The following is a 26,551-nucleotide window of genomic DNA, read 5'->3' as shown; positions in this document are numbered from 1 at the left end:
TGTTTTCTGGTATATACCAAATGGAGGAGGAAGCATGCTGAAGAAGACCCCCCTGGCTTTGCTGCTGGCCCTGGCCGCCGCCGGTGCCCAGGCCAAGACCGAACTGACCGTTTATACCGCCCTGGAGCTGGATCAGCTAAAGGCCTATCAGGCCGCCTTTGAACAGGAAAACCCGGATGTCGCCATTCGCTGGGTGCGGGATTCGACCGGGATTATTACCGCGCGCCTGCTGGCGGAAAAGGAAAACCCCCAGGCCGACGTGATCTGGGGTCTGGCCGCTACCAGCCTGATGCTGATGGATGAACACGACATGCTGGCCCCCTATGCCCCGGCCGGCCTGGAACAGCTGTCGGAAGAGTTCCGCGATGCCCGCGACACGCCTCACTGGGTGGGCATGAACGCCTGGCTGGGGGTGATCTGCTACAACACCATCGAAGCCGAAAAGCATGGCCTGACCAAACCGAGTAGCTGGCAGGATCTGACCAAGCCCGAATACCAGGGTCATATTGTGATGCCCAACCCGGCTTCCAGCGGTACCGGTTTTCTCGATGTCTCGGCCTGGCTGCAACAGTTTGGTGAAGATAAGGGCTGGGCCTACATGGATGGTCTGCACCAGAATATTGCCAACTACACGCACTCCGGCTCCAAACCCTGCGTGCAGGCGGCCTCGGGTGAAGCGACCATCGGTATTTCCATGGCCTACCGGGGGGCCAGCCTCAAGCAGCAGGGCGCCCCGCTGGATCTGGTCTTCCCCAGTGAGGGAGTGGGCTGGGAAATGGAAGCGGCGGCCATCGTCAAGGGCACCGACAATGAAACGGCGGCGCAAAAGCTGCTGGACTTCGCCGTCACCCGCCAGGCCAACGAGCTCTATAATCAGAGCTTCGCGGTGGTTGCAATGCCGGGTGTGGCCAGGCCGGTGCAGTACTTTCCGGAGCAGCCGGCCAGCGTGATGATCGACAACGACTTCGCCTGGGCGGCCGGCCAGCGCGAGGCCATTCTGGCCGAGTGGCAGCGCCGTTACGACGGCAAGAGCGAAGCCAAATAGCGCTTGAATGAATGCCTGTCAGTGAGAGCCCGGTCAGCGTACCGGGTTCTTTTTTTACCAGGAGACGGCCATGCGACTGCTGTGGTTACGCAACGATCTGCGGCTGGACGATCACGCCGGCTGGCAACGGCTGGCGGAGTACCAGGGAACAACGGCGGCGGTTTTTATTCTGCCCGCCCACTGGCGCCAGGCCGACGACGCCGGGCTGCACCGGCTGGGTACCGCCAGGGTGGCCTATTTGCAGCAGGCGCTGGCGGATTTACGCGAGCGGCTGGCGCCGTTTTCGCTGACGCTGCTGGAAGGGGAGCCGGTGAAGCTGCTGCTGGACTGGCACCGACAGCAGCCCTTTGAACTGGTCACTCATGCCGCCCAGGCGCCGGAAGAGACCGACTGGCTGACTCGGTTGCAAGACGCCGGCGTAACCGTGCGCACGGTTGAAACCCAGCCGCTGTTTGAACCACATCAGGTTGAACCGTTATTCGAGACATTTCCCGCCAGCTTCACCGGCTTTCGAAAACTGGTGGAAAAAGCCCCGGCCTGGCCGGTGTCGGCACCGCAATCGGCTATTGAGGTGAGTGGGTTGCGGGCGGCGGCCTGCCCCTTGACCACCGGCATTCACTGGCCCGCGACGCCGGGTGCGCCGGCCCATCCGGCCTGGCAGGGGGGAGAGACGGCGGCCCGGGGCTGGCTGCAGCACTACCTGTTTGAACAACGGGCCCTGGCCCATTACAAGGCCAGCCGCAACGATTTGATCGGCCGTTATTTCTCCAGTCACCTCAGTGCCGCCCTGGCCTGGGGTTGCTTGTCACCCCGCACTGTCTGGCATCAGGTTCTGGATTACGAGCAGCGCTGGGGCAGCGACGAGCACAGTTACTGGCTGCGCTTTGAGTTGCTGTGGCGGGAGTATTTTCACTGGTCGCTGCGGGTGCACGGCACGCGGCTGTTTGCGGCCGGCGGTCTCACCGGCAAGGCGGTGCCGGGCGTTTTCAATGCCGCATACTGGCAGGCCTGGTGTAATGCCCGTACCGGCTGGCCGATGATCGATGCCGGCCTGAAAGAGCTCATCACCACCGGCTTTTGCTCCAACCGGCTTCGGCAGAACCTGGCCAGCTGCCTGATGCACGAGCTGGGGCTGGACTGGCGGCTGGGCGCGCGTTTTTTTGAACAACACCTGGTGGACTTTGACGTGGCCAGCAACTGGGGCAACTGGGCCTACATTGCCGGCGCCGGCCACGATCCGCGCCAGGGGCGCCATTTCAACCCGCACCGGCAGTGGCGCCAGTACGATCCCAAGCTCACTCACCTGCACCAGTGGCTGCCCGAACTGGGCCCGGTCACCCTTGAACAGGTAGAACGCCACCAGCGCGGCGAGCAATTACTGGATTACCCGGCACCCCTGGTGCCGCTTGAGTGTTGAGGCTTTCGCCTGAAGGCTCCGTTATGCATTCCCATGTTGAGCGTGGGAATGAGGCGGACGAATCGCAAATGGGCGATGAGCGTAGTGCATCATCAGAATTCCGCAGCCGGCTTTGTGTTGGAATACGCTGCGCTCATTCGCAACCTACTAATGACGAAAACTGGCAGTCAGCTTTGCAGCTCCATGAAACAGAAGCGTAGGTTGGTGATGAGCGTAGCGAATCCCAGCAATGTGGTCCGACGGACCGCACCGCGCCGTAGGTTTAACCTTTTTCCTGCTGGCTGCCTTTGGTCAGGGCGGCCGGGTCCAGCAGTTCGCGCAGCTCTTTTTCCGACAGTTCGGTTTCTTCCAGCGCCACCTCCAGAATGGGGCGGCACTCGGCATAGGCCTTTTTGGCGATGCTCGCCGCCTTGGCATAGCCGATCACCGGGTTCAGCGCCGTCACCAGTATGGGGTTGCGGGCCAGGTGTTCGCCGAGGTGCTCCTCGTTCAGGGTAAAGCCGTCGATGGCCTCGGCCAGCAGCGGCGCACAATTGGCCAGCAGTTTCATCATGGTCAGCAGGTTGCTGGCCACCAGCGGCAGCATCACATTGAGCTGAAAATTGCCCGACTGTCCTGCCACTGTGTTGGCGGCGTCCAGGCCCATCACCTGGGCCGCCACCATGGCCACCGCCTCGGGCACCACAGGGTTGACCTTGCCGGGCATAATGGACGAGCCCGGCTGCAGCGCCGGCAGCTGAATCTCGGCCAGACCGGTAAGCGGTCCCGAATTCATCCAGCGCAGATCGTTGGCGATTTTCATCAGTGCCACCGCCAGGGTTTTGAGCTGGCCCGACAGCTCCACCGCCGTGTCCTGGCAGCTCAGGCTGTAGAAGTAGTCTTCCGCCGGACAAAAGTCCTGGCCGGTATGCTCATTGAGATAGTCGCAGGCCAGCCTGGCCTGGCGCGGATCGGCGTTAATGCCGGTACCGATGGCGGTGCCCCCCAGGGCCAGTTGCTGCAGCCGGCTCTGTAGCCCCTGCAAACGATCACGGCCATACTGCACCTGCGTGGCCCAGCCCCCCAGCTCCTGATCAAAACGCAGGGGCATGGCGTCCATCAGGTGGGTGCGGCCGGTTTTCACCTTGTCCTGCAGGCGTTCGCCCTTGCCGAGTATGGTCTGCTCCAGCTGGTGCAGGGCCGGCAGCAGTTCACGGCTGAAGGCGAGCGCGGCGCTGACGTGAATGGCGGACGGAATCACGTCATTGGAGCTCTGGCCCATGTTGACGTCGTCGTTGGGATGCACCGGCTTGCCCAGGTGGGCACTGGCCAGGTGGGCCAGCACCTCGTTGACGTTCATGTTGGTGCTGGTGCCCGAGCCGGTCTGAAACACGTCTATCGGAAAGGCGTTGTCGTGTTTGCCGGCAATCACCTCGTGGGCGGCATGCACGATGGCGTCGGCCTTGTCCTGCTCCAGCCGGCCCAGTTCGCCGTTGGCGTGGGCGCAGCCGGCCTTGAGCAGGGCCAGGGCGTGAATAAAGGCGGGGGGCAAGGGCTGGCCCGAGATGGGGAAGTTGTTGATGGCGCGCTGGGTCTGGGCGCCGTAGAGTGCCTCGACCGGTACCTCTATGTTGCCCATGGAATCCCGTTCGGTTCGCATTTTCATCACTGCTTCCTCCATTGATGTCAGACGGTCATGACTACAGCAAAGAGCTTAGCACTCCGTCTTTTTGCCGAAAGCCGCAGACGCTGAAAAAGGCCGTCAGCGCCGTGGCGTCTTCGGCGGGCAGGCCGGCGAGGCTCAGTTCCAGCCGAGTGAGGCCGTGAGCCTGGGCGTCCGCCTTCAGCTGGCGCAGCAGCTCGCTGCCTACGCCTCGACGCCGAGTAATGTCCCGCACCGCGAAAAAGCCGATGCGCTCGTCCTGGTGCCAGGCCAGGGCCACGGCGCGGTCGTTAAAGGTGGCCAGCAAAAAGGGCTGATTCTCGGGCAGGGGCTTGCCTTGCAGAATAAGTTCCGCGTGAGCCCTGTGTTGCTCGGGCAGTTGAGTCAGGTGATGTACGGTGAGGCGCATGATGCCGCTCCTTAGCCATAAAAACCGGCATTCTAGCATGAGGCGAGTTCGACAAACGGGCCGTTCGGCGGCATTATGGTGCGGCATTTTTCACCACGACAGATTCCATGAGTTTCGACACCCGGGCGCACAATCGCGCCATGACCCATTTCGATGAGCATGACAGCTTCTGGCTGTTTGGCTACGGCTCCCTTATCTGGAAGGCGGACTTTCCCTTTGTGGAACGCCGTCCGGCCTGGATTGACGGCTGGGCGCGCCGGTTCTGGCAGGGCTCCCACGATCATCGCGGCACGCCGGCGCAGCCGGGCCGGGTAGCCACCCTGGTTCGTGCGCCTAAGGTCCGCTGCCACGGCATGGCCTACCGTATTGAGCCGGCGGTACTGGCACAGCTCGATTTGCGGGAAAAGAATGGCTACCTGCGGGAGCGGGTGGCGGTGCAATTTGACAGCGGCCAGGCCGAAGATGGCCTGATTTACCTCGCCACCGAGCACAACGCCGCCTTTCTGGGGGACGCGCCGCCGGCGGAAATGGCGGCGCAGATCGCCCATGCCCATGGCCCCAGCGGCAGCAACCGGGACTATCTGCTCAACCTGGCCGAAGCGCTGGCCCGCCAGGGCGTGCATGACGACCATGTGGCCGGGCTGGTGGCGCTGTTGCCACCGGTTGAAGGAGAAGGCTGATGGAGTGCCGGCCCAACTGCGGCGCCACCCTGTTCAAAATCAGTTAGAACTACTACCTTTAAAGTCTGCTTTAGAAACTTTGGTGTTTCATGACTGTAGACATACTAGTAAATGTGCCTATTAGGCTGGGGGTAGCAGAAACCCTAGGCCCATATGATGAACGCCTTGTCATGAAGGGAAATTATAGGAGCTTTCATGTTCCAATCTTGATCGGTGACTTTAGTCCTAAGTTGAGAAGGTTAATCAACTTATATGTTATAAGAAAAGCTTCAGATGGTAGGAAAGATCTTACGCCGACAGTTAAAGCATTTAAAGTATGGGTGAGATGGTTAATAGATTACAATATTAATCCATTCTCCTCTTATGAATTTAAATATGACAGTCCCACCTATGGTTTTCGACAATATCTAATCGAAAGAGTTAGCAGTGAAACATTGAGCAGCAGTACAGCCAATGCTTATATATTGGTGATAAAAGACTTCTACGATATGTTAGATTATGAAGGTATTGTTAACTCTGAAAACTATTACAAATCTAAGTTGAGTATTGTTGATGGATATCGGAAAGTTCAAAGTTCTGACTTGGCAATAAGAGTTGTAAAAGCGGGAGGGAAGTCACTTAAGCCATTGAATGAGAAAACTCAGGCGAAATTGTTAAGTTTAATGGAAAACCAAAGTGAAGAATTCAAATTAATATTGAAACTAATGTTGACCTGCGGTTTGAGACTTTCAGAGGTAATTACACTTCCAGAAAGTATTTTTAGAGAGGAACTCTTTCAAGGAGAAAGTGTGATAAGAGGGCTAAAAATAGGTCCTAGTGTAAATGTGGAGACGAAGTTTTCAAAAGAAAGAGAGATTTTTTTTACATCTAACCTTCTTGAACAGGTTCTAGATTACAAGAATTCTAAAAGATATTCCCTAAGGAAACTTAAAAGAGAGAGTCGTAACCCACTTGGCGCTAAAAGTAGCCGTCTCTTTATTTCTAAAACTGGAAGAGATTTTTCAAAGCAGGCGTTCTACAGCGCGTGGTTTAGGCTTAAGAAAGAATACGAAAGAAAATATTGCGATATTTTCCCACACAAGCCTCATGATCTAAGAGCTACTTTCGCAAATAATCTAATAAAGTTTGCGATGAATATTGAACCAGGAAATCAAGAGGTATGTATTAGTGTTACCAAATATTTTATGGGGCATGTAGATGAAAAGACAACATTGAAGTACGTTAGTTTTTTTCATCAGGAAGGGTTCGCAAATTGTATTGCTCAAGTGATGGATGAGTTTTTCTCAACAGCGCTAAAGGATGAACTATGAGCAACGACAAATACGACTCTGACTTAGTCATAAATGTTAGTAAAGTAGGAGATGGTCGCTATGTAATTGACTTGAACCTTTTATCATTAGAAGGCTTTCTTGGCTCTTCTCCTTTGATCGCGAGATCAGCTAGAGGGGTTGCTAAAGCTTTTTTTGATGAGCATATAGATAGCTATTCCTCTGATATGAATGCTATTGCCAAGCCCGTAGCTCAATTCATTTTAGGTTATAGTGCGGCAGGAAGGGGTACTGTTTATAATGCTGTGAAGGCTTTCTTTGACTTCCAAGTGGATAGAGGAAGGAATGTTCATGATCCTTCTACATTGCAGGAGTATGTATTAAGTTTACAAAAGAAAATTTATTCTAGAGAAATTGGAAGAACGCATGCCCTTGGTCTGCTTTCTATTGTTAATAAGCTTTTGCTGTACTTGGGTGTGATAAACTCACCATATAGATATAACTTTCAGCACAAAGGCAGAGTGACAAGCTCTAATGTTTACACAAGTAAAGAGCTAGAGGTTGTCGTAAAAGTTGCATTTGAGATCTTTTCAGTTAACAAAGAAATTATAGATGACCACATTAGACGAACAGTTGAAGGTTTTCGCGACTTTAGTCTAGTACAGTTGGCAGAAGTAAAAGAGGTAAAGTGGAAATCGTCAAGTATAGTCGTAGATTTGTTGTGCCGAAACCCAGTGTATTGGTTTATGCATAGTTCTTTTGTATTGTTTTGTTTTTTTACGTGGAGTAATGAGAGTCAACTTTGCCAGATAGAAGTGGATAGTATTAATTCTGATGATAAGGGTATGGAGACTGACTGGATTTTTAAAGGTAGGGCTAAAAAATTTGTTAGGTTAAATATAGGTGACTCCTCAGTTCAGGGGGATAAGAAAGGGCTGGTATTTTTTAAGGAGTTTATGAGGGTAAGGAATGAGCTCGTAAAGTATTTGTTGAGTAACAATTACACGCTAAATCACAATTCACTTTTCTTCATGATAAGCCGTGCTGATGATGAGATCAGAAGGTTTAAGCCAGCGTTAGTTGCATTCAATAGGCACCCATTAGTAGTTGCGTTAAAAAATAATGATATCTTAATGCCCCGAATATCCAGTCAGAGTATTAGAAAGACGGTAGAGCAGTTAGCTGACAATGAAATAGGTAACCCTTTTGTTACATTGAATAAAGCTCAGCACACTTGGGCTACATACCGTAATAATTATGCACTCGGTAATCCAGAAGAAGCTAGGCAGGCCATGAGCAAGGCCTTGGGTGAGCTAACCAGGTTGGCTATAAATAAAAAAAGCATAGATGAGAGAAGGGTATATGCTGATAGCTATGGTGTAAATCTGGCTAGTAGTGGCGAAGTCCCATATCAAATTAATGGGCTCGGATGTTTAGATGAAGTTGGCGGCTCCCAACATGCAAGAAGGTTTATTTCAAAACAAAGAAATTACAAAAGAAATCCCAAAATATGTGCTGACCTTTCTAATTGCATCAACTGTCCAAATTGTGCAGTTGTTGAGGATGAAGAAGCTATATACCATCTTTTAAGTTTTAAACATATGATAGAGTACAATAAAGCTGTATATATTTCATCGAAAAAGGCTGTGGAAAATTACAAGGACATTGTCGATAAAATCAATTTTGCTCTTAGTTTTGTTGATGTGAAAATTATAGCAAGAGCTAAAAGAAGGCTGCAGATTGAAGGAGTTTCAGATGCATGGAAAGAATAATGTGAATTTTAGTTCTTGTGAAGCAAACTATGTTGATTCTGCGCTTTCACTTGAAATTGAAAATGTGGAGCTTCCTTCGCCAGAGTTAGTAATGAATGCCATTCATCAAAGTAACTTTGATATGCTGCGTAATGTTCTTGTTGTTCCTGGGAACAATCGAGGTCTAGCAATAAAGTTTGAAGATGATACTTGGACTACCAAGCATTTAGCTAGAGAAGATGAATCATATAGAAAAGTTTGTTTTTCTAAATTGCCATATAAAATTAAAAATGAAATTAAGGTTATAGGCTTATATCTTATTTGGTTTAATCCTAAAGGCGCGAAGCTATCCTCTATAATAAGAATTATAGAGAAGCTCGCAACTGTATCCTCGATTCTAGCTGAAATGAAAGTTAATTCTTTCTTTTGGCTTGACAGAGAGCCAATCAGACAAAGGTTCATCAGTGAGTTGTCAATAGGTAAAAGAGCAGGGACAATAGATGGTTACTTGAAATCTATTTCGAGAGTTTGTGATATGAAGCATACCTTTTTCAAAGAGGTTGGTTATTTTCTTGATTTTAACTTTAGCACCATATCACCAGGTCGAAGAGATAATCAAACCTATTGCATGCCAATAAGAATACTAGGGTTGTATTGGAAGTCCTATATTGATTTCTTTGATGATTTAAATGTCAAGCTAGATAATTGGAAGTATGTTTCTAGTTTGCCTAAAAGGTATAAAGAGTACATCAAGGAAAACAATATAAAAGACCATAATAATAATTGGTTGTATTATGTGGATGAGTTTTGTCAGGATTCTCTTAGGGATATTTACTTTGATAAGGATTGTAAAGTTAGCGAAATTATAATTAGGCGTTCCGATGATGACGTTAGAGACTATGAAAATAATAATTACACATATCAGAAGATTGTTGACGGAAGGTTAGTTGATGTTCCTTTGGCAAGGACAAGTTACAATAGACGGTTCCCGCAGTATTATGTAGATATAGAGCAGATTTACATTTTTTATCATCGGGCTGCCTTGATCGCTTGTGAAACCATACAATCTATGACAGGGATGAGATTAAGTGAGTCAAATATAATAAAGTTTGGTGCTTTAATTGATGAGAATGGTTGGGTTGGTGTAAAGTCAAAGCTTTTTAAATATGCCGGTGAAGGTGGAGTCGAAGAGTGGTGGGCTGCTTCACCTTATATTAAAATAGTTTTCTCAAAAGTGAGGGGGTTAGCTAAAGCACTTTTTAACGTCGAAGAAGATGAGTTGGATTATTTGTATATAAAGACAGATGCTAGGCATTTTATCACTCATCGTAAGTTTAGATTGATGAAAACTCAAAGGAACTCAGAAAAGGTTATGAATTGGACTGAGAGGAATAATATATATATAACAGAGGAAGACACTGAAGAGTTTTGGAAACTTAATCCCAACATCGCTGAGCCTGAGTATGTAGAGTCAGTTATCTATCCTGGAGCAAAGTGGCCTGTAACCCCACATCAATTTAGAAGAAGCATTGCTGTACATGTAAGGCGGCTAGAGCTAGTGACAATGAGACAACTGGCTTCTCATCTAAAACATCTTGGTAAGACGCTTGCTGATTGGTATTCTGATGGATCAACAGAATCTAGCATGCTAACAGGTAAAATATCGTCCGCCTTTGCTAAAGAGTTGGAAAGAGCAGATCTTGAAAGAGCTGCAACAATGGCAATGAAATTTCAGAATGGTAATAACTTGTTTGGGAGGGGAGGAGAGATACTAGAGAAACAGAAACATGTTGATTCTAAGTTAAAAACGTATCAGTCATATCAACAAGCAAAATCACTGGCTAAAAGGAGAAAATCAAAGTTGGTATCCCTAGGTAACGGGATGTATTGTATGAATGGAACAGAGTGTGATTTTAAAGCTGTGTCGCAGTCAGCGAACTGTAGACCTGATTGTGAAAACCTAGTTGCTGATAAAGATTCCATACCCATCTGGAAAAGAAGATATGAAAAGTTCAGGTTGTTATATTTGCAGTCTATAGAGGATGGTAAACCCGAAGCGAGTAGGGAGTTTTTCAGGTTGGAAATGGAAAGCTATAAACAAGCATTAGAGTTCTACGGAATTATTTTATGAAAAGTACAGAGCGAAGTGCGATTGCAGCTGAGAAGGCCTTGTTGGAGCTAATTTCTGAAGGTGCTAAAGTTAGTCAGCATGCGGTAGAAAAGCGAGCTGGTTTAGCTAATGGTGCACTGAATTATAATCATTCAAGATATAAGGAAATTAAAGGCAGAATAGCTAAGAGCAAGGAAATCAACTCTCCAGCTTTAGAAGTTGAAAGTAAAGAAAGCAAAGAGCAGATACGCAAAGAACGTGATTTAAAAAATAAATATAGAAAACAAAGAGACGAACTGAGAGATTTACTGAGGATCTCCGAAGGTGAAAGGTTAGAGTTAGTCTATCAGCTTTATCATATTCAAAAGTATCTTGAGCATTTAGAACGACATGGCGTAGTAGACAAAAATGTGTTAGAGTTCAACCTGAAAAAATGAGTGTGGATATATGATGGTGGAAGTTTATAACATAGCCATTTCAGATTGGTCACCTTGTATTTCTGAAAGGTTAGGCAGAGGTTGTGGTGCTTGTTGTATTGCGCCTTCGATATCATCTCCTATCCCAGGAATGCCAAATGGTAAGCCTGCTGGTATAAGGTGTGTGCAACTCGATGAAAACAACCTATGTAAGCTATTCGGGTTGTCAAACAGACCTGCGGTTTGTGGTAATTTTAAGAGTGACACGATGATATGCAGCTCTGGACCTGAGGCTGCTTTAAAAGTGCTGACAGACTTAGAGGCTCATACTTCGTAGTTAAGTCTTTCATTAATAATTATTTTTATATGCTTTATTCTTTAGCATATTTTCTATAGCTCTAATTCTTCCAGCTAGTTTCCACCTTTTATCAATAGTTTCCTCAAATATTGGTAAGTATTGATCTTTGTTGTCTGGGTAAGATCGATATAAGCGTTCATATTCCTCGGATTCACCTTGCAGAGCATGCATCTCGTACTCATATTCTTTTAGTCTTGAGCGTAGCTCCTGTGCAACTTTGTCATTAGAAGGTATAGTTGAATTTAACTTTGATGATTCAGATAATAATGAGCCTCTGAACTTTTCTGTAACTATATATAGCTGTTTAGGGCCATGCGTTCCACTTTTAACCTCAATCCAACCTATGTTTATAAGCTTCTTAATACGATAATAAGTTGCCATTCTTGCTTGCTCAAGAGAAAGGCCATCAAGAAGACTGCATTCAGATTGAAGTTTTTTACGTAAACTGCCACAAGAGAATGGGCCATCAAAGCTCGCTATAGTTGTAAGTGTATTCTGACAAAATATCGAACTTCTTCTCTTTGGCACTTTCTGAGTCTCATTTTTGGTTGAGAGGAAGCTCCTAGGGTTGGTTTACCTAAAGAGCTGGTGAAATCATAAATGCGGATTATAGTCCGTTGTCTGCGGCGGTACAACTCCACATAGTTCTTCTCATTTTGGTGATAAGAATGAGTGAGTTAGCTGAAGCAGTAGGGCTGAAAATTCGTCATCAACGCAAGATTTTTGGAGTATCTCAAGAGACACTGGCTCACTTGGCCAAGGTTGACAGGAGTTACGTTGGCAGGGTCGAGCGTGGCGAAGTGAACTTGACAATAGATATGCTTTATAAGCTCGCACAGGTTCTTGAATGTGATCCTAAAGGGCTGCTGCCATAGTTTTGCCTGTGGAATTTCAGTCCATCGCTAATGAGCGATACCTCCTCGCAGTAGCGTCAGACTTGGGATTATAAGACAACTCTTGTGTATGGAGAAAACTAGGATCACAATTTGAAAAAATTACAATTGCATTATCTGTATTACTAGGCTCAATAACACTCTTTATCACAGTAAAAATGGCCTCGCTACAGTGAGGCTGGGCGGTAGCGTGGCCTAGGAAAAAAGCTGCTGTTTTATTACAGTATATTTCCGGGATTGCGTGTTCCGTGTGTAGTCTCTCCCTGAGCAAGCACGTGAACTGCAAACTGGACGTAAAAATGCTCATGATCTGCTCAGGTTGTGTCAGTGCTTTGTGGATAGTGCGCAAGCTTACATTGATACTACTGATGCGTGTTTTTGCTCATCATCGAATATAGGTTATTAGTGATGATTCGTTTATTATCAATGGCCTACCTGTGAAAGTTAGCAGTTGCGATGGAAGAAATATGCGCATGTGCAGTATTATAATGTTAAATTACAAAGGTGTAATATGAATTGGCTAGTTTCTTTAAGTGGTAATGGACAAGTTTTGTTTGGGATGGCAAATTTTATGTCATCACCTCACTTTAGCGTTTACGAAGACTCTGACGATCATCAAGCAGAGGCGTATTTTCTTAATTTCCCTCATATTAAAGGGAATAAAAACCTCACTGAAGTAGTATCTGCGATAAAAGGGTTAATGCAACTTCTAAATGGGGCTTTGGCTATAGACTATGGGTTCAATAATTTTAGGCGCTACGGTCCAATATCCGTTGACCAAATTTTTAGCTCAGACAAAGATTGTCCATCATGGTCTGACTGGAGCCAGGAAGACTTCTCAAGTCAAGTGCCTGCCTCGAACCCCTTCATCGGAAATGAAGAACGTAGTAAATTCGATGCCCCTTTTAACCATAAAACTACAGCATATATTCAACTTTGTATCGAGCATGAAGATATCTTTAACTTACTTCGACAAGTTTCGGTTGGTTTTGATTGGCGTAACTTGTATTGTATTTGGGATACTATTTGTCACCACTGTGGCGGTCAAAAAAATGCAATTTATACATTGGGGCTTGATGAAGATAAAATTAAGGCATTCACAGGTACTGCAAATAGCTTTGGTGTTTTAGGTATTGAGGCTAGGCATGGTGTGAAAGGTTGGGAAATTCCAAAAGAGACTGTAGACCTAAATGGGGCGATAGATATCGTTGATGGTATCGTTTCCAAGTACCTTTCTAAGAACTACTGTCTAGGGTGCAAAAAAAAGGAATGGGAAAAAATAACTTAACAAAGTATTTGAGAGTGATTCACAACGCTTGGTATTTTTCATTCCATCGTAGGGTTGTATGTTTACGGTTGCATGTTTAAGTTTTGTGGTAGCGTTGCTCACACCTTAATGCAGCGTTAGGCCTACAACAAGCCAGTGCTGCCAAAAATATTGAGCTAGACTTATCTGGTGTTATTCCACACTGGAGCTTACACATGGATATTAAAGTGTTACTTATGTCCTTGGTTGTATGTGCACCACTTAAATCCAACGCCTTGGATTTAACCAATATGGTATGCTCTAGCCCTGAGTTGACTAAACCTAAATTAACACAAAAATGCAAAGATGCGGGTATTGCTATTCGTGATACAATCTGTCAGGGAAATGAAGGAGAGGTATGGTGTAAGCACGCATACCTTGACCTTGGAAACCCTGCAAGGGTTGAAATTTCTTTGGGCTTCAGAAATAGGCATGTCTGGCGTGTAAGCAAGGGGCCGATTAATTTAAGTGCTGTTGCGTATGACAGTTCAAGTACAGGCACAATTACTGCCGACCTAAACAATGATTGCACATTAACTAATTATCGAGTTGACCATACCAATGCTGCAGCTACCTTTTTGATGCAGCTAGCAAAGGTATTCAATATAGCTTTAACTAATGACTTGCCCAAAATTATTCCTGATTGTAAGTAGTTTATAAGCATGACAAAAGCATCCATCGGGAAACAAAAAGCCTCGCTAGGCTCGAAACGCTTTTTGTCTCCGTTGGTGTAATGCATTAGGCATCAACCTCTGAGCTTTCATGGTCTATACTTGTTCGGTGCTACTTTCAAGTCGGTAGGTGAGATATGAATACATTGCGTCTGAGGAGGTCTTGTTTTTTAGGCACTTTTCTGGTTTTGGTGTCACCTGTACATGCAAATTCCGTGAAAGTTGATGCTAATACTAAAGCTACTGTCTATACGGCCTATGGCTTAAGTGGAACAGTGTGTGTCGAAATCAGAAAAGAAGATGGTAGCCCTGGGACTGCAGATTTTTGGCATGCTGGTTTTGTAAACGTGCAGTTTGGTTACCAAACAGGATCTGCATGTTTTGATTTTTTGCTACACCTTAAACTTCGAACTGGTTTTTCCAAATCAGGACCAGTGACAGTCAAAGTTGTAAGTGAAAATACAAACCCAGAAGCTGGGCATGAAGACCGATTTGATAAAATGAAAGTTTATTGACGATAATCGCATTAAATGAATGCCTAACAAAACATTTAAGAGTGATTTATAACTTTTAGTTCAACGTTGGGCTTTGTGTTTACGGTTTCATGGTTTTAGTCGGTGGTAGCATTGCTCACACCTGTATGCGGCATTAGAGGGATATCATGTATATTGCTATTGACGACACATATGGCCCAATAATTTCAACTGGTTCCAAATATGTTACTGGAAATAGAAGGACAAACGTTGGTGTAGCTTTCCCCGATAAGGATGTTTTTTATATTCGTGAGCAAATTACGAATTGTATTGGATTCATTAAAAGTGAGTTTTCTATTGAACCTAACGAATTTCATTTCGTGGATATTTATAATAGGAAAGGCCCATGGGGAAGATTGCCTGACAAAGCAAACTTAGCCATATTTTCGGCTTTTGCCGAAATATATGGCCAACATAAATGGAAAGTTTTTATTCAAACCATAGATGATAGAACGCTCAGAGATCACGATATAAAAAAGATTAAGGGGAGAATTAGTCAGTTCATTTTGGAAAAGCCATCTGACCTTTCACTTCTTTGGTTATTAATTAAAATAAAAATATTCTACTCAAATACTCCTGAAAATTTAAATGTCTTCATTGATGAAGGTTTAGGTAAGCCAAATTCTATTGTAGGAAATGAAATTTTTCATAACTTCCCAAATAATTACGAAGGTAAATTTCAGTCATCTCATGAAGAGCCTTTGTTGCAAGTAGCCGACTTTTTGGCTTTTGTGATCAATAGATCTACACATCTTTATATGAAACAGAATAGAACGGAAATAGATAATTGGTTTTTGTGGTTGTTTAACAATATGGATATAAATAGCGTTGATTTGTCAAAAACTAATATGACTGGAAAGTTATCCGAAATTACTGTTTCAGATTTCGATGGGCTTCATGAGAATGACCGCTCTAGAAAAGGGTTACAATCCTCCTAACAAGCCAAATAAATAGAGAAAAAACTGCTGGCTTTGTTCCTTTGTCACTAATTTTAGCCAACAATTATGTTCCTCTGTTTGGGTGTTATAAGCTATTCAAGTATCGCCGTCTATAAGGAAGTAAAATGACCACTCCCAAATGTGCTCTTTGTAACGAAGAAATTACAGAAAAAAATGATACAAAAGAGCACCTTATCCCCAATGCAATTGGTGGAAAAAAGAAAGTTAAAGGGTTTATTTGTGGAAGTTGTAACAATGCGTCAGGAGATAATTGGGAATCGGAGTTGGCAAAGCAACTAAACCCCTTGAGTCTCTTTTTTGGGATTAGTCGTGAGCGTGGAGAAGTACCATCTCAACTGTTTGAAACTACAGGTGGAGATAAGCTAAAGCTCAATGTTGATGGAAGTATGGATTTAGAGAAGCCTCTATATTCTGAGAGCCCATTAGAGTCTGGGGCTGGCGTACGAATCCAAGTTAGAGCCCGTTCCATACCTGAAGCAGAGCGAATGCTTCAAGGTGTAAAAAGAAAATACCCTCAAGTTGACCTCAATGAACTGCTGAGTAATGCAAAATCAGAGTCATCTTATTGCCCAGATATGTTGAGTTTTAACTTTTCCTTTGGTGGCCATGAAGCAGGCCGTTCAATTGTAAAGTCAGCACTAGCTTTAGCCGTGTCTTCTGGTATTCCAGCAGAGAAATGTACTGAAGCAACACATTACTTAAGGAATGACAAAGCTGAAGCCTGTTTTGGCTATTTCTATGAAACTGATTTAATAAAAAACCGCCCCGAAGGTATTCCTCTTCATTGTGTCTCAATCAAAGGATGTAGCAAGACCAAGCAGGTAATTGGCTACGTAGAATATTTTGGTGTTCAACGAGTAGTTCTTTGCTTAGCTGGATCTTATGAAGGTGAAGAGATATCAAATACGTACGCTATAAATCCAGTTGCGGGTGAAGAGCTTGATCTGGTGGTAGATTTAAACCTCTCAAACTCTGAGATACGTGCGGCGTATGATTATAAAAAGATTCCGAATGGTTCTATCGAGGCTGCATTTCATGAAGTTATTCCAGCCGGCATGAAAGCTTCGTTTGAAAAAGAAAAAGACCGTGTTCTAAATCAAGCTGTAATGTATGCGTTTGAAAATTGTGGCGTGAAAGAAGGTGAAATTTTGATGCCAGAGCATGTAAACAAGCTGATAGGTCTTATGATGGAAAAAATAGAGCCGTTCATCCTTCATCAGTTTACACAGTCACGAAGGCGGAAATAGCTTATAATAAGTTGCTGTGCGTGGATAAATTAATTGCTACGCTCTTCATTTACTAGTGAGCAAGACGTTATATGGGAGAGAAAAATGAAGTCTAGGTTCCTTATCTTATCGATATTTCCTTTTTTTTCTATGTGCGTACAGGCTAGTACTATTTTTTACGAAGCACGAGATGTTCAGACTTTTGAAGTCATGTGTAAAAATGAGCGACACAATATCACCACCCACTATAAATTATTAAATGGGGTCTACTCATCCTCTACCATGATTGGAGGGGCGGATGCGAATATATTGCTTTCAGTGGTGCCTAATAGAGTAGCATTGGCTGAGAGGAAATATGAAAGAAATACGGGGGAAACCGTAGAATGGAGCGAGATTATCATTAGTATTAGAGAAGATTCGGAGTTTTTTGAGGCTTCTATAGGTGAGCCGGATTTCATGACGATTACAATAAGTACAGACAATTACTCAGCGAGTAACAAGTGGTCGAAAATAAGTGTGAAAACGGTTGAGGCATTTCTGGATGAAGAAGGAAATTTACAGTCAATTCATAACTCAGATAGTAAAAAAGAGTGGTGTGCTCTTATTAATGTAGAATATAAATGAATAGTAGTTTCGCTATCACTAAAAACCAATCTTTAAGTAAATGCAACGCAGTAATTAAGATGTTTGGAGTAAAACATGCCGGGATTAGAACCAGACTGGGTTTCCGCGGCGGCTACAGCAATTGCTGGAGTTGCCACAGTTATGGCTGCATTCACTGCTTTTCTCGCATATAGACTACAGCGAGCTTTAGTCGAAAGCAGGCAGCAGCTTTTGAAGGGAGATCACCTCTTTAAGAATATTCAGTCGCTGATTATCATTTTTGCGAATATTCACGCTACGGCAAAACAAGACTGGTCTCCAGATAGAACAGCAAAACTTCGCTCGCTCTCAGAAGAAGTTCGATATATCGAGACTGTTATAAAATCGCTGAATCCCGACATAGGTACCAAGGTTGAAGAGTGGCTATCTTCTACAGATCGTCACGGGGATAGTATCCCTAAGGTTGTGGATTGTATTCTTGGTGGGGCTGGTGCAATTATTGGTGATAAGTACGACAACTTCCTATATTCAAAGGCGTCAGAACTCAGAGAAATCCTGGACGAGATATTTAAGTAAATAGGGGCCTAACCATGCAATGCTCGCGACAGGTGCAAGGACAGGTGCAAGGACAGGTGCAAGATTGCGGTGTTATAACTCCAAGGAGTGTCATGGCAACCACCGAGCTTGAAGTAATAAGTACAGTTATAGAAAATTGGCTTAGGTATTTTAATTGCACTGGTAGGTACTTTTATGGTTGCTTGGCTGAATTATCGTTATGATCGGAAGAAAGAAAGTGGTAAAAGGTTTTATGACTCATTAGAGTGCAGTAAGTACAGATATCGATGAAATAACATATGTATCGTTACATTATTGGGTACTAATAATTTAATGGGTTGTAAATAATTTTCAAGATACGGACTTAATTTATAAACGTAGAGAAGAATTATATAAAATTAAGTCTTATCTTTCGAACAATCTGAAAATCTTATTGTTGCTGAGTCAAAGCTAATGCTGTTAGGTTTAACTACCATATCTACTAAAATTAGAGGTTATGATGAGTTTCTAAAAGAATTTCGAAAAAAATACTATGACGGTAAAGAGTCGTTAAAATAAAGTGACATGGATGAAGTAAGGTTTGATTTTTTAGGTGAAAGTAAAGCAATTTTTAGTGAGCTGGCAAAGTCGTATGAAAGGGGCTTATAACAAAGCGTTTAAGACAGACTTGGTCTACTGCCCGATATTATTGTTTATTGTATTAATTTTAATTTCTTAATAAGTAATAACTGAACTAAACGTCATTTTCACTGTGACGCTACTTTTTATGATGGGATGTTAGGAAGGACAATTTTAGAAATTTAGAGAACACTATTCACCGTTAAATGATTAAATTATGTAAAGATAAGAAAAATTTAGAAATGTCATATTACATTTAAAATCAGATAGTTATCGATCTTTTCTAAATTTATAAAATAGGGTGTGCTTTCTGCTGCATCGCCCCCAGCATCAGCGCGCCGTTGCCGGGCATGCCCGATGGCAAGCCGGCGGGGGTGCCTTGTGCCCATCTGTTGGCAGACATGCGTTGTGAGCTGTTTGGCAGGCCCGAGCGGCCGGCGCTGTGCGCCCGCTTTCACCCCGCCGCCGACGTGTGCGGCACCGGCCGCGACAACGCCATCTGGCTGATCAGCGAGCTGGAGGCGGCAACGGCCTGAAATCAGCCCCGGCGTAGCCAGGGCAGGGGATCGATGGCCTGGCCCCGGTAGCGGATCTCGAAGTAGAGCCCCGGCTTGTCCTGGCCACCACTTTCACCGCTCAGTGCTATGGCCTGACCGGCCTTGACCCTGTCTCCCGGGCCCAGCAGCAGTGACTGGTTATGGCCGTACAGGCTGAGGTAGCCCTTGCCGTGGTCGATGACCATCACCATGCCAAAGCCGTTGAGCCAGTCGGCGTACACCACCTGACCATTGGCCACGGCGCTGACTTCCCGGCCGGCGGGGGCGCCAATCAGCAGACCCTTCCAGCTGAGCTGGCTGGTGCGGGCGGCGCCAAAGCGATGCAGCAGTGATCCTTGCAACGGCCAGGGCAGGCTGCCCTTGGCAAGTCCGCCAAAGCTCCCCTGAGTCTTGGCCACCACCGGGGTGTGGCCCGACGGCCCGGCCTGATTGCGGGCCGCGGCCAGGCGTTCCTGCTCGCGACGTTCGCGTTCACGCCGCTCCCGTTCGGCTCGCTCGGCGGCGGCCTTGATCTGCTGCTCCAGGTGGCTGGCGGCCTGCTGCAGGTTGGCCAGCCGGCGGTTGCCCTGCTCCAGTTGCGCATTGATCTTGTTGGCGGTCTGGTTGCGTTCGTGCTGGCGCTGCTGCAATGACTGCTGCTGTTGTTGTTGGCCGGCCAGCAGCTCCTTGAGCCGAGTGCGGCCCTGTTCGGCCCGGCGGCGGTTGTCGGACAGCTGGCGGCGAATCTCGGCCAGTTGTTGCAGGGCATCGGCCCGAGCCTGGTTGAGGTGGGCGTAGTAATGCAGCAGGCGGTCAATGTCGCTGCTGTCCTGGCCGTTGAGCAGCAGTTTGAGGTAGTCGTGACGGCCGTTCTGGTAGGCGGCACGCAGCTGGGAGGCCAGCTGGTGGCGCTGTTCGTCGGCCTGTTGGTTGAGGGACTGGTGCTCCTGCTCGAGCCGGGCCAGCTCCCGCTCATTGTCTTTCAGCTTGTTTTGAGTCTGGTTCAGCTTTCGGGCCAGGGCTGAAATGGCCTTTTCGTCCTCGGCCAGCTGTTGCTGCAGCGCCTTCAGCTCCCGTTGCTGGGCCTGAATGTCTTGCTGCTGACTGGCAATCTGACCCTTTACGTTCTTCAGATCCTTGCTGTCATTCGCCCATGCGCAAGCACCGGCCATCAGGCCGGTGCTCAGCAATATTGAAACAATCAGTCTTTGTGCGCCCATAGGGCTCAGATTATTTCAGAACCATCAGGGGCTTGCCAGTCATTTGCGGCGGAATATCCAGGCCCATCAGGGTCAGCATGGTGGGCGCCAGATCCGACAGCCGACCGCCTTCCACCGGGCTGGCATCGCGGCCGATGTAGATCAGCGGCACCGGCAGGTTGGTGTGGGCGGTATGGATCTCGCCGGTTTCCGGGTTGACCATCTGCTCGGCGTTGCCGTGATCGGCGGTGATCAATGCCTCGCCACCCACTTTTTCCAGCGCCGCCACTACTCGGCCAATGGAGCTGTCTACCGCCTCGCAGGCCTTGACCGCGGCCTCGAACACGCCGGTGTGGCCGACCATGTCGCCGTTGGGATAGTTGCAGATGATGACGTCGAACTGGCCGCTCTCAATGGCCTCGACCAGCTTGTCGGTCAGCTGCTGTGAATTCATCTCCGGCTGCAGATCATAGGTGGCCACCTGAGGGCTGGGAATAAGCTCTCGCTGTTCGCCGGCAAAGCATTCCTCGATGCCGCCGTTGAAGAAGAAGGTCACGTGGGCGTATTTCTCGGTTTCCGAGATGCGCAGCTGGGTCTTGTTGTGCTCGGCCAGCCACTCGCCAAGGGTGTTGACCAGGTGCTCGGGGGGGTAGGCGCAGCTGGTATGAATGTCGGCGGCATACTCGGTGAGCATCACAAAGTCGGACAGCGCCGGGCGTACGCCGCGCTCAAAACCGGTGAAGTCGTCCTCGACAAAGGCGCGGGTCAGCTCCCGGGCCCGGTCGGCGCGGAAGTTCATAAAGATGACGGCGTCGCCGTCCTGCATGGCGACCGGCTCACCCACTACGGTGGCATTGACGAACTCGTCGTTCTCGTCGCGGTCGTAGGCGGCCTGCAGGGCCTCCACGCCGGTGACGGCGCTGTAGACGGCCTTGCCCTGGGTCAGCAGGTCATAGGCGCTCTGCACCCGATCCCAGCGGTTGTCACGGTCCATGGCGTAGTAGCGACCCACCACGGAGGCGATGCGGCCTTTGCCCAGTTTTGTAAACAAACCGTCAAAACGTTCGAGTGAGCTCCGGGCCGAACGGGGGGCCACGTCGCGGCCGTCGAGAAAGCCGTGCAGATAGATTTGTTCGGCGCCCCGTGCGGCGGCCAGTTCCACCATGGCGGCAATGTGATCCTCATGGCTGTGAACGCCGCCCGGCGACAGCAGGCCCATGATGTGCACCGCCCGGCCCTTGTTGACGGCGCCGTCCACGGCCTGGGTCAGCGCCGGATTGGTAAAGAAATCGCCGTCCTTGATGGCCTTGCCGATGCGGGTCAGCTCCTGATAGACGATGCGGCCGGCGCCGATATTGACGTGGCCCACCTCGGAGTTGCCCATCTGGCCGTCGGGCAGACCCACGTCATCTCCCGAGGTGGAAATCAGGGTGGAGGGGCGCGCCTGCATCAGCTGGTCGAGTACCGGGGTGCGGGCGGCGTGAATGGCGTTGTGTTCGGTTTTTTCGCTGTATCCCCAGCCGTCGAGAATGAGCAGTACTAGGGGCTTTTTGGTCGAGTTCATGGTGTAACCCTATGTCTTTATTTGAAGTGTAATGCGATGAAAACTGAAACTGTCCGTCATATTACTACAACTGATGAATTGGTCACCAGACGAGGGGGCGGGGGATTTGCCATTGGGTGATCCGGGCCGCGTTTGCACGGGAGTGGGCGGCTGTTATTTGCCGAGTGCCCATGTATACTCGGGCTTTTCCGTCTTTTGAATCGCAAGAAGTAACGTCATGCAAGAGTATCTCGACTTTGCCGCCCGGCATCCGCTGCTGACCATGGTCTGGCTGGGCCTGGCCTCGGCGGTGGTGTACACCTTTATTATTGCCCGGCTGTCCAAGGTGAAGGTGGTGCCGGCCCAGGAAGCGGTCATGCTGATCAACAAGCAAAATGCCGCCGTGGTCGACATTCGTTCGGCGGAAGAATTCCGCAAGGGCCACATTGCCGGCGCCGTCAACGTGCCCAACGCTCAGCTCAAGGCCAACAACCTGAACCTGATCGAAAAGTACAAGGACAAGCCCCTGGTGCTGGTATGCGAAAGCGGCATGACCACCGGCAGCGCCGGTCGCCTGCTGAGCAAGGCCGGCTTTGCCCAGGTGCATACCCTGCGTGGCGGCATGACCGACTGGCGCAGCCAGAACCTGCCGGTGACCAAACGTTAATTTTTACAACCCATTGAGCAAAAGGATATTTTCATGGCCGAAGCAGCAAACGGCGCCGATGCCCAGGCGCAACAACAGGTAGAGTTTCAGATTCAGCGCATCTACCTGAAAGACATGTCCTTTGAGGCCCCGGGCACTCCCCTGGTGTTTCAAAAGGAGTGGAAGCCGGATGTAAAACTGGATCTCGACACCAAGAGTGCCCGCCTGGGTGACAACGTGTTTGAGGTGGTGCTGACCCTGACCGTGACCTGCAAGATGGGCGAGAACGAAACCGTGTACCTGTGCGAAATTCAGCAGGCCGGCGTATTCACCATCGGTAACATGGCCGAGCCCCAGCTGGCGCACTGCCTGGGCTCCTTCTGCCCCAACATTCTGTTCCCCTATGCCCGCGAAACCGTGGCCAGCCTGGTGAACAAGGGTTCCTTCCCGCAGCTGAACCTGGCGCCGGTGAACTTTGACGCCCTGTTTGCCGCCCACGTCCAGCGCGCCCAGCAGCAACAGCCGCAGGCCGACGCCTGATGAAACCGGACGCCGCCATTACCGTGCTGGGGGCCGGCTCTTACGGCACGGCCCTGGCCATCGCGCTGGCCCGCAACGGCCATCGCACCCTGCTGTGGAGCCACCGGCCCGAGCAGGTGGCGGCGTTGGCGGCGGACCGCTGCAACCAGGTATTCCTGCCTGACGCGGCCTTTCCCGACAGCCTGGCGCCCGAGGCGGATTTGCAGCGGGCGGTGCAGGCCAGTCGCGATCTGCTGATCGTGGTGCCCAGCCATGTCTTTGCCGATCTGCTGCGCCGGGTGAAGCCTTTTCTGCGCCCCGACAGCCGCATTGCCTGGGCTACCAAGGGTCTGGATCCGGCCAGTGGCAACCTGTTGCAACAGGTGGCAAAAGACATTCTCGGTGAGGAGCGGGCGCTGGCGGTGCTGTCGGGCCCGACCTTTGCCAGGGAGCTGGCCATGGGCCTGCCCACCGCCATCTCCGTGGCCGCGACCGATCCGGCCTTTGGCAAGGAGCTGGCGGATCTGCTGCACTGCGGCCGTTCGTTTCGCGTGTATCTGAACGACGACATGGTGGGGCTGCAGCTGGGTGGTGCGGTCAAGAACGTGATCGCCATCGGCGCCGGCCTGGCCGATGGCCTGGGCTTTGGCGCCAATGCCCGCACCGCGCTCATTACCCGTGGCCTGGCCGAATTGCAGCGCCTGGGGGTAGCCCTGGGTGCCCAGCAGGACACCTTTATGGGCATGGCCGGACTGGGTGATCTGGTGCTCACCTGCACCGACAACCAGTCCCGCAACCGCCGTTTTGGCCTGGCCCTGGGCCAGGGCAAAAGCGTAGACACCGCCATGACCGAGATCGGTCAGGTGGTGGAAGGCTACCGCAATGCCGACGAGGTGCACCGGCTGGCCGGGCGCCATGGCGTGGAAATGCCCATCTGCGAGCAGGTGTATCAGGTGCTGTATGAAGGCAAGAACGCCAAAGAAGCCGCCATTGCCCTGCTGAGCCGGGACCGCAAGGCGGAATAGCAGGCTGGAAGCGATAAGCTCGAAGTGAACACCGAATCAAAAAAGGAGCCTCTCGGCTCCTTTTTTGCGTTTGAGCAAATGCACTCAGTAGTAGGAGTGCTCGCCGCGCTCGTGCTCGGTGGCGTCGCGCACGCCGGTGAGTTCACCCGGGAACAGCTCGAGCAGTTGTTTCTCGATGCCTTCCTTCAGAGTCACGTCCACCATGGAGCAGCCGTTGCAGCCGCCACCAAACTGCAGAATGGCGAGGCCCTCTGCGGTGATCTCGGTGAGCACCACCTTGCCGCCATGGCTGGCGAGGCCCGGGTTGACCTGGGACTGGATCACATACTCTACCCGGTCGGCCAGGGGCGCGTCGTCGGGCACCTTGCTCATCTTGGCGTTGGGCGCCTTCAGGGTCAGCTGGGAGCCCATCTGGTCGGTGACGAAGTCGATTTCGGCCTCTTCCAGGAAGGGCGCGCTTTGGGCATCGACGAGGGCTTCAAAGCCGTCAAACGGCAGATGGGTATCGTCGGTATCCACCGCATCGGGTGGACAGTAGGAAACACCACACTCGGCATTGGGGGTGCCCGGGTTAACCACAAAGACTCGAATATTGGTGCCTTCCGGCTGCTGGGACAGCAGCTTGCGGAAATGTCCCTGGGCGGTTTCGGAAATCGTAATCATCGCTATCCTCGTAAACCTGACTAAACAGCTCAACTTTTATCATACTCTTGTTGCCGGGCCTTGAATAGCCGTCAGTGTTCAAGAGTGCGGCACACCGCCCAGACTTCCACCCACTCCACTCCCCGAGCCCGCAACAGCCGAGTGAGTTCGGTCATGGTGGCTCCCGTGGTGATCACATCGTCCAGCAGCGCCACGTGGCGGTAGCGGCTGGCGCCGACGACAAAGGCGCCGGTCAGGTTGCGGCGACGCTCGGCCCGGCTCAGGCGGGTTTGCGAGGGGGTGGCCCGTATGCGCCGCAGCAGCCGGCGATCCACCTTCAGTGGCAGGGTTTGTTGCAGGCCCCGTGCAATCTCTTCCGCCTGGTTGTGCCCCCGGCGCAGGCGCCGCCACCAGTGCAGGGGCACCGGCAGCACCGCCTCGGGCCAGGGAGGCGCCAGCCGCTCGGCCAGCAACTGCCCCAGCAGACGGCCGTTGAGCAGACGGCCGTGATATTTAAGATCGTGCACCAGCCGGCTGAAGGGCGGGGCAAAGGGCGCGACAACCTGCATGCGCTGCCAGGGAGGGGGCCTTCTCTGGCAATGGCCGCAGCGGACGCCGGCCAGCGGCAGCGCACGGGCGCAACCGGGGCAGTAATGGTCCAGCACCGGCAGATCGGCGCGGCAATGCCGGCACAACAGCGGCGCCTCATGGCAGTCCTGCCGGCACAGCAGGCACTGGCCCCACCACAGCGGACCGGATTGTAAGCGGGTAAGCAAGGGCCGTATCATGGCGTGGTCGCGACGAGGAATCATGTAATGAGTGTATATACAGAACAACACGGCCGAGGCCCGCATCTGGTGCTGCTGCATGGCTGGGGCATGAATGGCGCGGTCTGGCGCGAGCTGGCCACCCGGCTTGAAGGCGACTTTTGCCTGCACATTGTGGATCTGCCGGGCTTTGGCCACAGCCCGGCGCTGGCGGCCGGCGCTACCCTGGCCGACTGGGCCGACAGCGTACTGGCGGCAGTGCCGGAGCGGGCCGCCTGGCTGGGCTGGTCCCTGGGCGGCCTGGTGGCCACTCAGGCCGCGCTGCAGGCACCAACGCGGGTCAGTGCGCTGATCACCCTGGCCAGCTCTCCGCGTTTTGTCAGCGAAGCCGGCTGGCCCGGCATCAAGCCAGAGGTGCTGAGCGGCTTTGAACAACAGCTGGCGGAGGATCATCATCAGGTGGTGAATCGCTTTCTGGCACTGCAGGCCATGGGCAGCGAACATGCCCGGGACGACATTCGCCGGCTGCGCGACAGCCTGGCGAGCAAGCCGGCGCCGGATCCTGGAGCCCTGGCCGCCGGCCTGGGCCTGCTGGGTGAGGTGGATCTGCGGACCCGGCTGGCCGACCTGGGGATGCCGTTGCTGCGCCTCTACGGCCGGCTCGACGGCCTGGTGCCACGCAAGGCCGCGGCGCTCACCGATGATCTGGCCCCGGCCAGCCACAGTCATATGGAGCCCAAGGCGTCCCACGCGCCCTTTATTTCCCACCCCGATGCCACCGCCGAGCAGATCCGTCGCTTCCTGCATGGGCCGCGCTGAGCCAAGCAGAAAAGGGTGACAGGGACCATACTGGAAGGCGAACAGGTACAAGGGGGCTTTCATGGCCATTCCGGTAATTTTGCCCAACCTGCCGCCCAATCCGGCCCAGCCGGCCACCGAGGCGGCTCGCACCGACAATGTGCGCCGGCCGGCGATACCGGTGATACGGGCGGTGCAGCCCTATGTCGCCCTTCGTCAGCGAGATCGGCAACGTCAGCGCAACCGGCATGAGGAGTCCATGGAAGCCTGGCTCAGCCTGCATCAGGGAGCCGTGTGCCTGATTGGTACCAGTGCGGCCATGAGCCGCCGCCTGGACGTGATCCACCGGCGCTACCACGCAGGCGAAGCCCATACCGGCGCCGCGTTGGACATTGAGATCTGATCTCACGGGGAGG

The 26,551-nt window shown here is 50.3% G+C and carries 29 protein-coding genes; 22 read left to right on the top strand and 7 right to left on the bottom strand.

What is annotated here, in order from left to right:
* Positions 1-34: 34 nt before the first annotated feature.
* Positions 35-1,045: a putative 2-aminoethylphosphonate ABC transporter substrate-binding protein gene (locus tag B6S08_RS12850; protein ID WP_094201207.1), complete on the top strand. Its 1,011-nt coding sequence runs from the start codon at positions 35-37 to the stop codon at positions 1,043-1,045.
* A gap of 70 nt (positions 1,046-1,115) precedes the next feature.
* On the top strand, positions 1,116-2,462 hold the full coding sequence (locus B6S08_RS12845) for a DASH family cryptochrome (protein WP_094201206.1): 1,347 nt from the start codon (positions 1,116-1,118) through the stop codon (positions 2,460-2,462).
* 262 nt (positions 2,463-2,724) lie between these two features.
* Here B6S08_RS12845 and B6S08_RS12840 read toward each other — a convergent pair whose 3' ends face one another.
* Both B6S08_RS12840 and B6S08_RS12835 read right to left on the bottom strand, forming a co-directional pair.
* Positions 2,725-4,107 (bottom strand): class II fumarate hydratase, encoded by a 1,383-nt coding sequence (locus tag B6S08_RS12840; protein ID WP_094201205.1) that lies wholly within the window; start codon positions 4,105-4,107, stop codon positions 2,725-2,727.
* Between the two features lie 34 nt (positions 4,108-4,141).
* Positions 4,142-4,513: an acetyl-CoA sensor PanZ family protein gene (locus tag B6S08_RS12835; protein WP_094201204.1), complete on the bottom strand. Its 372-nt coding sequence runs from the start codon at positions 4,511-4,513 to the stop codon at positions 4,142-4,144.
* Positions 4,514-4,620: 107 nt separating this feature from the next.
* Between B6S08_RS12835 and B6S08_RS12830 the strand changes: the two genes are divergently transcribed.
* The 6 genes from B6S08_RS12830 to B6S08_RS12810 all read left to right on the top strand — a co-directional run bounded on the left by B6S08_RS12830 (position 4,621) and on the right by B6S08_RS12810 (position 11,075).
* On the top strand, positions 4,621-5,193 hold the full coding sequence (locus B6S08_RS12830) for a gamma-glutamylcyclotransferase (protein ID WP_094201203.1): 573 nt from the start codon (positions 4,621-4,623) through the stop codon (positions 5,191-5,193).
* Between the two features lie 89 nt (positions 5,194-5,282).
* On the top strand, positions 5,283-6,503 hold the full coding sequence (locus tag B6S08_RS12825; protein ID WP_094201202.1) for a tyrosine-type recombinase/integrase: 1,221 nt from the start codon (positions 5,283-5,285) through the stop codon (positions 6,501-6,503).
* Positions 6,500-8,233, top strand: a complete 1,734-nt coding sequence (locus tag B6S08_RS18300) for a hypothetical protein (RefSeq protein ID WP_141202203.1) — start codon at positions 6,500-6,502, stop codon at positions 8,231-8,233. Before B6S08_RS12825 ends, B6S08_RS18300 begins: the two co-directional genes overlap by 4 nt.
* Complete coding sequence (locus B6S08_RS12820; RefSeq protein ID WP_141202202.1) at positions 8,217-10,343, top strand: hypothetical protein; 2,127 nt, start codon at positions 8,217-8,219, stop codon at positions 10,341-10,343. Before B6S08_RS18300 ends, B6S08_RS12820 begins: the two co-directional genes overlap by 17 nt.
* Positions 10,340-10,759: a hypothetical protein gene (locus B6S08_RS12815; RefSeq protein WP_094201200.1), complete on the top strand. Its 420-nt coding sequence runs from the start codon at positions 10,340-10,342 to the stop codon at positions 10,757-10,759. Before B6S08_RS12820 ends, B6S08_RS12815 begins: the two co-directional genes overlap by 4 nt.
* A 58-nt stretch (positions 10,760-10,817) precedes the next feature.
* Positions 10,818-11,075, top strand: coding sequence for a YkgJ family cysteine cluster protein (locus B6S08_RS12810; protein WP_245849865.1), 258 nt, complete (start codon positions 10,818-10,820; stop codon positions 11,073-11,075).
* Positions 11,076-11,087: 12 nt separating this feature from the next.
* Here B6S08_RS12810 and B6S08_RS18295 read toward each other — a convergent pair whose 3' ends face one another.
* Positions 11,088-11,624 carry a hypothetical protein gene (locus B6S08_RS18295; RefSeq protein ID WP_141202201.1) on the bottom strand — a complete coding sequence of 179 codons (537 nt, stop codon included), beginning with the start codon at positions 11,622-11,624 and terminating at the stop codon, positions 11,088-11,090.
* Between the two features lie 140 nt (positions 11,625-11,764).
* On the opposite strand from B6S08_RS18295, the gene B6S08_RS12805 reads away from it, so the two are divergent.
* From B6S08_RS12805 to B6S08_RS12785, 9 genes are all read left to right on the top strand, one after another.
* The gene (locus B6S08_RS12805) at positions 11,765-11,971 is read left to right on the top strand and encodes a helix-turn-helix domain-containing protein (RefSeq protein ID WP_094201302.1); all 207 of its coding nucleotides are present in this window, start codon (positions 11,765-11,767) and stop codon (positions 11,969-11,971) included.
* A gap of 529 nt (positions 11,972-12,500) precedes the next feature.
* Positions 12,501-13,277, top strand: a complete 777-nt coding sequence (locus B6S08_RS18290) for a hypothetical protein (protein WP_141202200.1) — start codon at positions 12,501-12,503, stop codon at positions 13,275-13,277.
* Positions 13,278-13,471: 194 nt separating this feature from the next.
* A complete protein-coding gene (locus tag B6S08_RS18285) occupies positions 13,472-13,948 on the top strand; it encodes a hypothetical protein (RefSeq protein ID WP_141202199.1) in 477 nt (158 codons plus the stop codon).
* Positions 13,949-14,103: 155 nt separating this feature from the next.
* Positions 14,104-14,481, top strand: coding sequence for a hypothetical protein (locus B6S08_RS18280; RefSeq protein ID WP_141202198.1), 378 nt, complete (start codon positions 14,104-14,106; stop codon positions 14,479-14,481).
* A gap of 146 nt (positions 14,482-14,627) precedes the next feature.
* The gene (locus B6S08_RS18275) at positions 14,628-15,437 is read left to right on the top strand and encodes a DUF3800 domain-containing protein (protein ID WP_141202197.1); all 810 of its coding nucleotides are present in this window, start codon (positions 14,628-14,630) and stop codon (positions 15,435-15,437) included.
* Between the two features lie 125 nt (positions 15,438-15,562).
* Positions 15,563-16,705 carry an HNH endonuclease gene (locus B6S08_RS12795; protein WP_094201198.1) on the top strand — a complete coding sequence of 381 codons (1,143 nt, stop codon included), beginning with the start codon at positions 15,563-15,565 and terminating at the stop codon, positions 16,703-16,705.
* A gap of 84 nt (positions 16,706-16,789) precedes the next feature.
* The gene (locus B6S08_RS18270) at positions 16,790-17,308 is read left to right on the top strand and encodes a hypothetical protein (protein WP_141202196.1); all 519 of its coding nucleotides are present in this window, start codon (positions 16,790-16,792) and stop codon (positions 17,306-17,308) included.
* A 75-nt stretch (positions 17,309-17,383) separates the two neighbouring features.
* On the top strand, positions 17,384-17,863 hold the full coding sequence (locus tag B6S08_RS12790) for a hypothetical protein (RefSeq protein ID WP_141202195.1): 480 nt from the start codon (positions 17,384-17,386) through the stop codon (positions 17,861-17,863).
* Positions 17,864-18,747: 884 nt separating this feature from the next.
* The gene (locus B6S08_RS12785) at positions 18,748-18,996 is read left to right on the top strand and encodes a hypothetical protein (protein ID WP_094201196.1); all 249 of its coding nucleotides are present in this window, start codon (positions 18,748-18,750) and stop codon (positions 18,994-18,996) included.
* A gap of 2 nt (positions 18,997-18,998) precedes the next feature.
* Here the strand turns inward: B6S08_RS12785 and envC are convergent, their stop codons facing one another.
* Both envC and gpmM read right to left on the bottom strand, forming a co-directional pair.
* The gene (gene envC, locus B6S08_RS12780) at positions 18,999-20,216 is read right to left on the bottom strand and encodes a murein hydrolase activator EnvC (protein WP_094201195.1); all 1,218 of its coding nucleotides are present in this window, start codon (positions 20,214-20,216) and stop codon (positions 18,999-19,001) included.
* A 10-nt stretch (positions 20,217-20,226) separates the two neighbouring features.
* Positions 20,227-21,759 carry a 2,3-bisphosphoglycerate-independent phosphoglycerate mutase gene (gene gpmM, locus B6S08_RS12775; RefSeq protein WP_094201194.1) on the bottom strand — a complete coding sequence of 511 codons (1,533 nt, stop codon included), beginning with the start codon at positions 21,757-21,759 and terminating at the stop codon, positions 20,227-20,229.
* A 217-nt stretch (positions 21,760-21,976) separates the two neighbouring features.
* On the opposite strand from gpmM, the gene B6S08_RS12770 reads away from it, so the two are divergent.
* Genes B6S08_RS12770 through gpsA form a run of 3 tightly spaced genes read left to right on the top strand, consistent with a single transcriptional unit; the run spans position 21,977 to position 23,928 of the window.
* Entirely contained in the window at positions 21,977-22,405 is a 429-nt protein-coding gene (locus tag B6S08_RS12770; RefSeq protein WP_094201193.1) for a rhodanese-like domain-containing protein, read from the top strand.
* A gap of 33 nt (positions 22,406-22,438) precedes the next feature.
* On the top strand, positions 22,439-22,924 hold the full coding sequence (gene secB / locus B6S08_RS12765) for a protein-export chaperone SecB (protein WP_094201192.1): 486 nt from the start codon (positions 22,439-22,441) through the stop codon (positions 22,922-22,924).
* Positions 22,924-23,928, top strand: coding sequence for an NAD(P)H-dependent glycerol-3-phosphate dehydrogenase (gene gpsA, locus B6S08_RS12760; RefSeq protein WP_094201191.1), 1,005 nt, complete (start codon positions 22,924-22,926; stop codon positions 23,926-23,928). The genes secB and gpsA overlap by 1 nt, the downstream gene beginning before the upstream one ends.
* Before the next feature lie 84 nt (positions 23,929-24,012).
* Here the strand turns inward: gpsA and nfuA are convergent, their stop codons facing one another.
* Positions 24,013-24,591, bottom strand: a complete 579-nt coding sequence (gene nfuA, locus B6S08_RS12755; RefSeq protein ID WP_094201190.1) for a Fe-S biogenesis protein NfuA — start codon at positions 24,589-24,591, stop codon at positions 24,013-24,015.
* Between the two features lie 71 nt (positions 24,592-24,662).
* Entirely contained in the window at positions 24,663-25,358 is a 696-nt protein-coding gene (locus B6S08_RS12750; protein ID WP_094201189.1) for a ComF family protein, read from the bottom strand.
* 27 nt (positions 25,359-25,385) lie between these two features.
* Between B6S08_RS12750 and bioH the strand changes: the two genes are divergently transcribed.
* Positions 25,386-26,156: a pimeloyl-ACP methyl ester esterase BioH gene (gene bioH, locus B6S08_RS12745; RefSeq protein WP_094201188.1), complete on the top strand. Its 771-nt coding sequence runs from the start codon at positions 25,386-25,388 to the stop codon at positions 26,154-26,156.
* Positions 26,157-26,217: 61 nt separating this feature from the next.
* Positions 26,218-26,538: a hypothetical protein gene (locus B6S08_RS12740; protein ID WP_094201187.1), complete on the top strand. Its 321-nt coding sequence runs from the start codon at positions 26,218-26,220 to the stop codon at positions 26,536-26,538.
* Positions 26,539-26,551 lie beyond the last annotated feature (13 nt).

The sequence above is a fragment of the Oceanimonas doudoroffii genome, assembly GCF_002242685.1.
In the GTDB taxonomy this organism is placed as follows: Bacteria; Pseudomonadota; Gammaproteobacteria; order Enterobacterales; family Aeromonadaceae; genus Oceanimonas; species Oceanimonas doudoroffii.
Note: the sequence above shows the minus strand (reverse complement) of the source record. Positions and strands in the feature narration are given on the sequence as shown.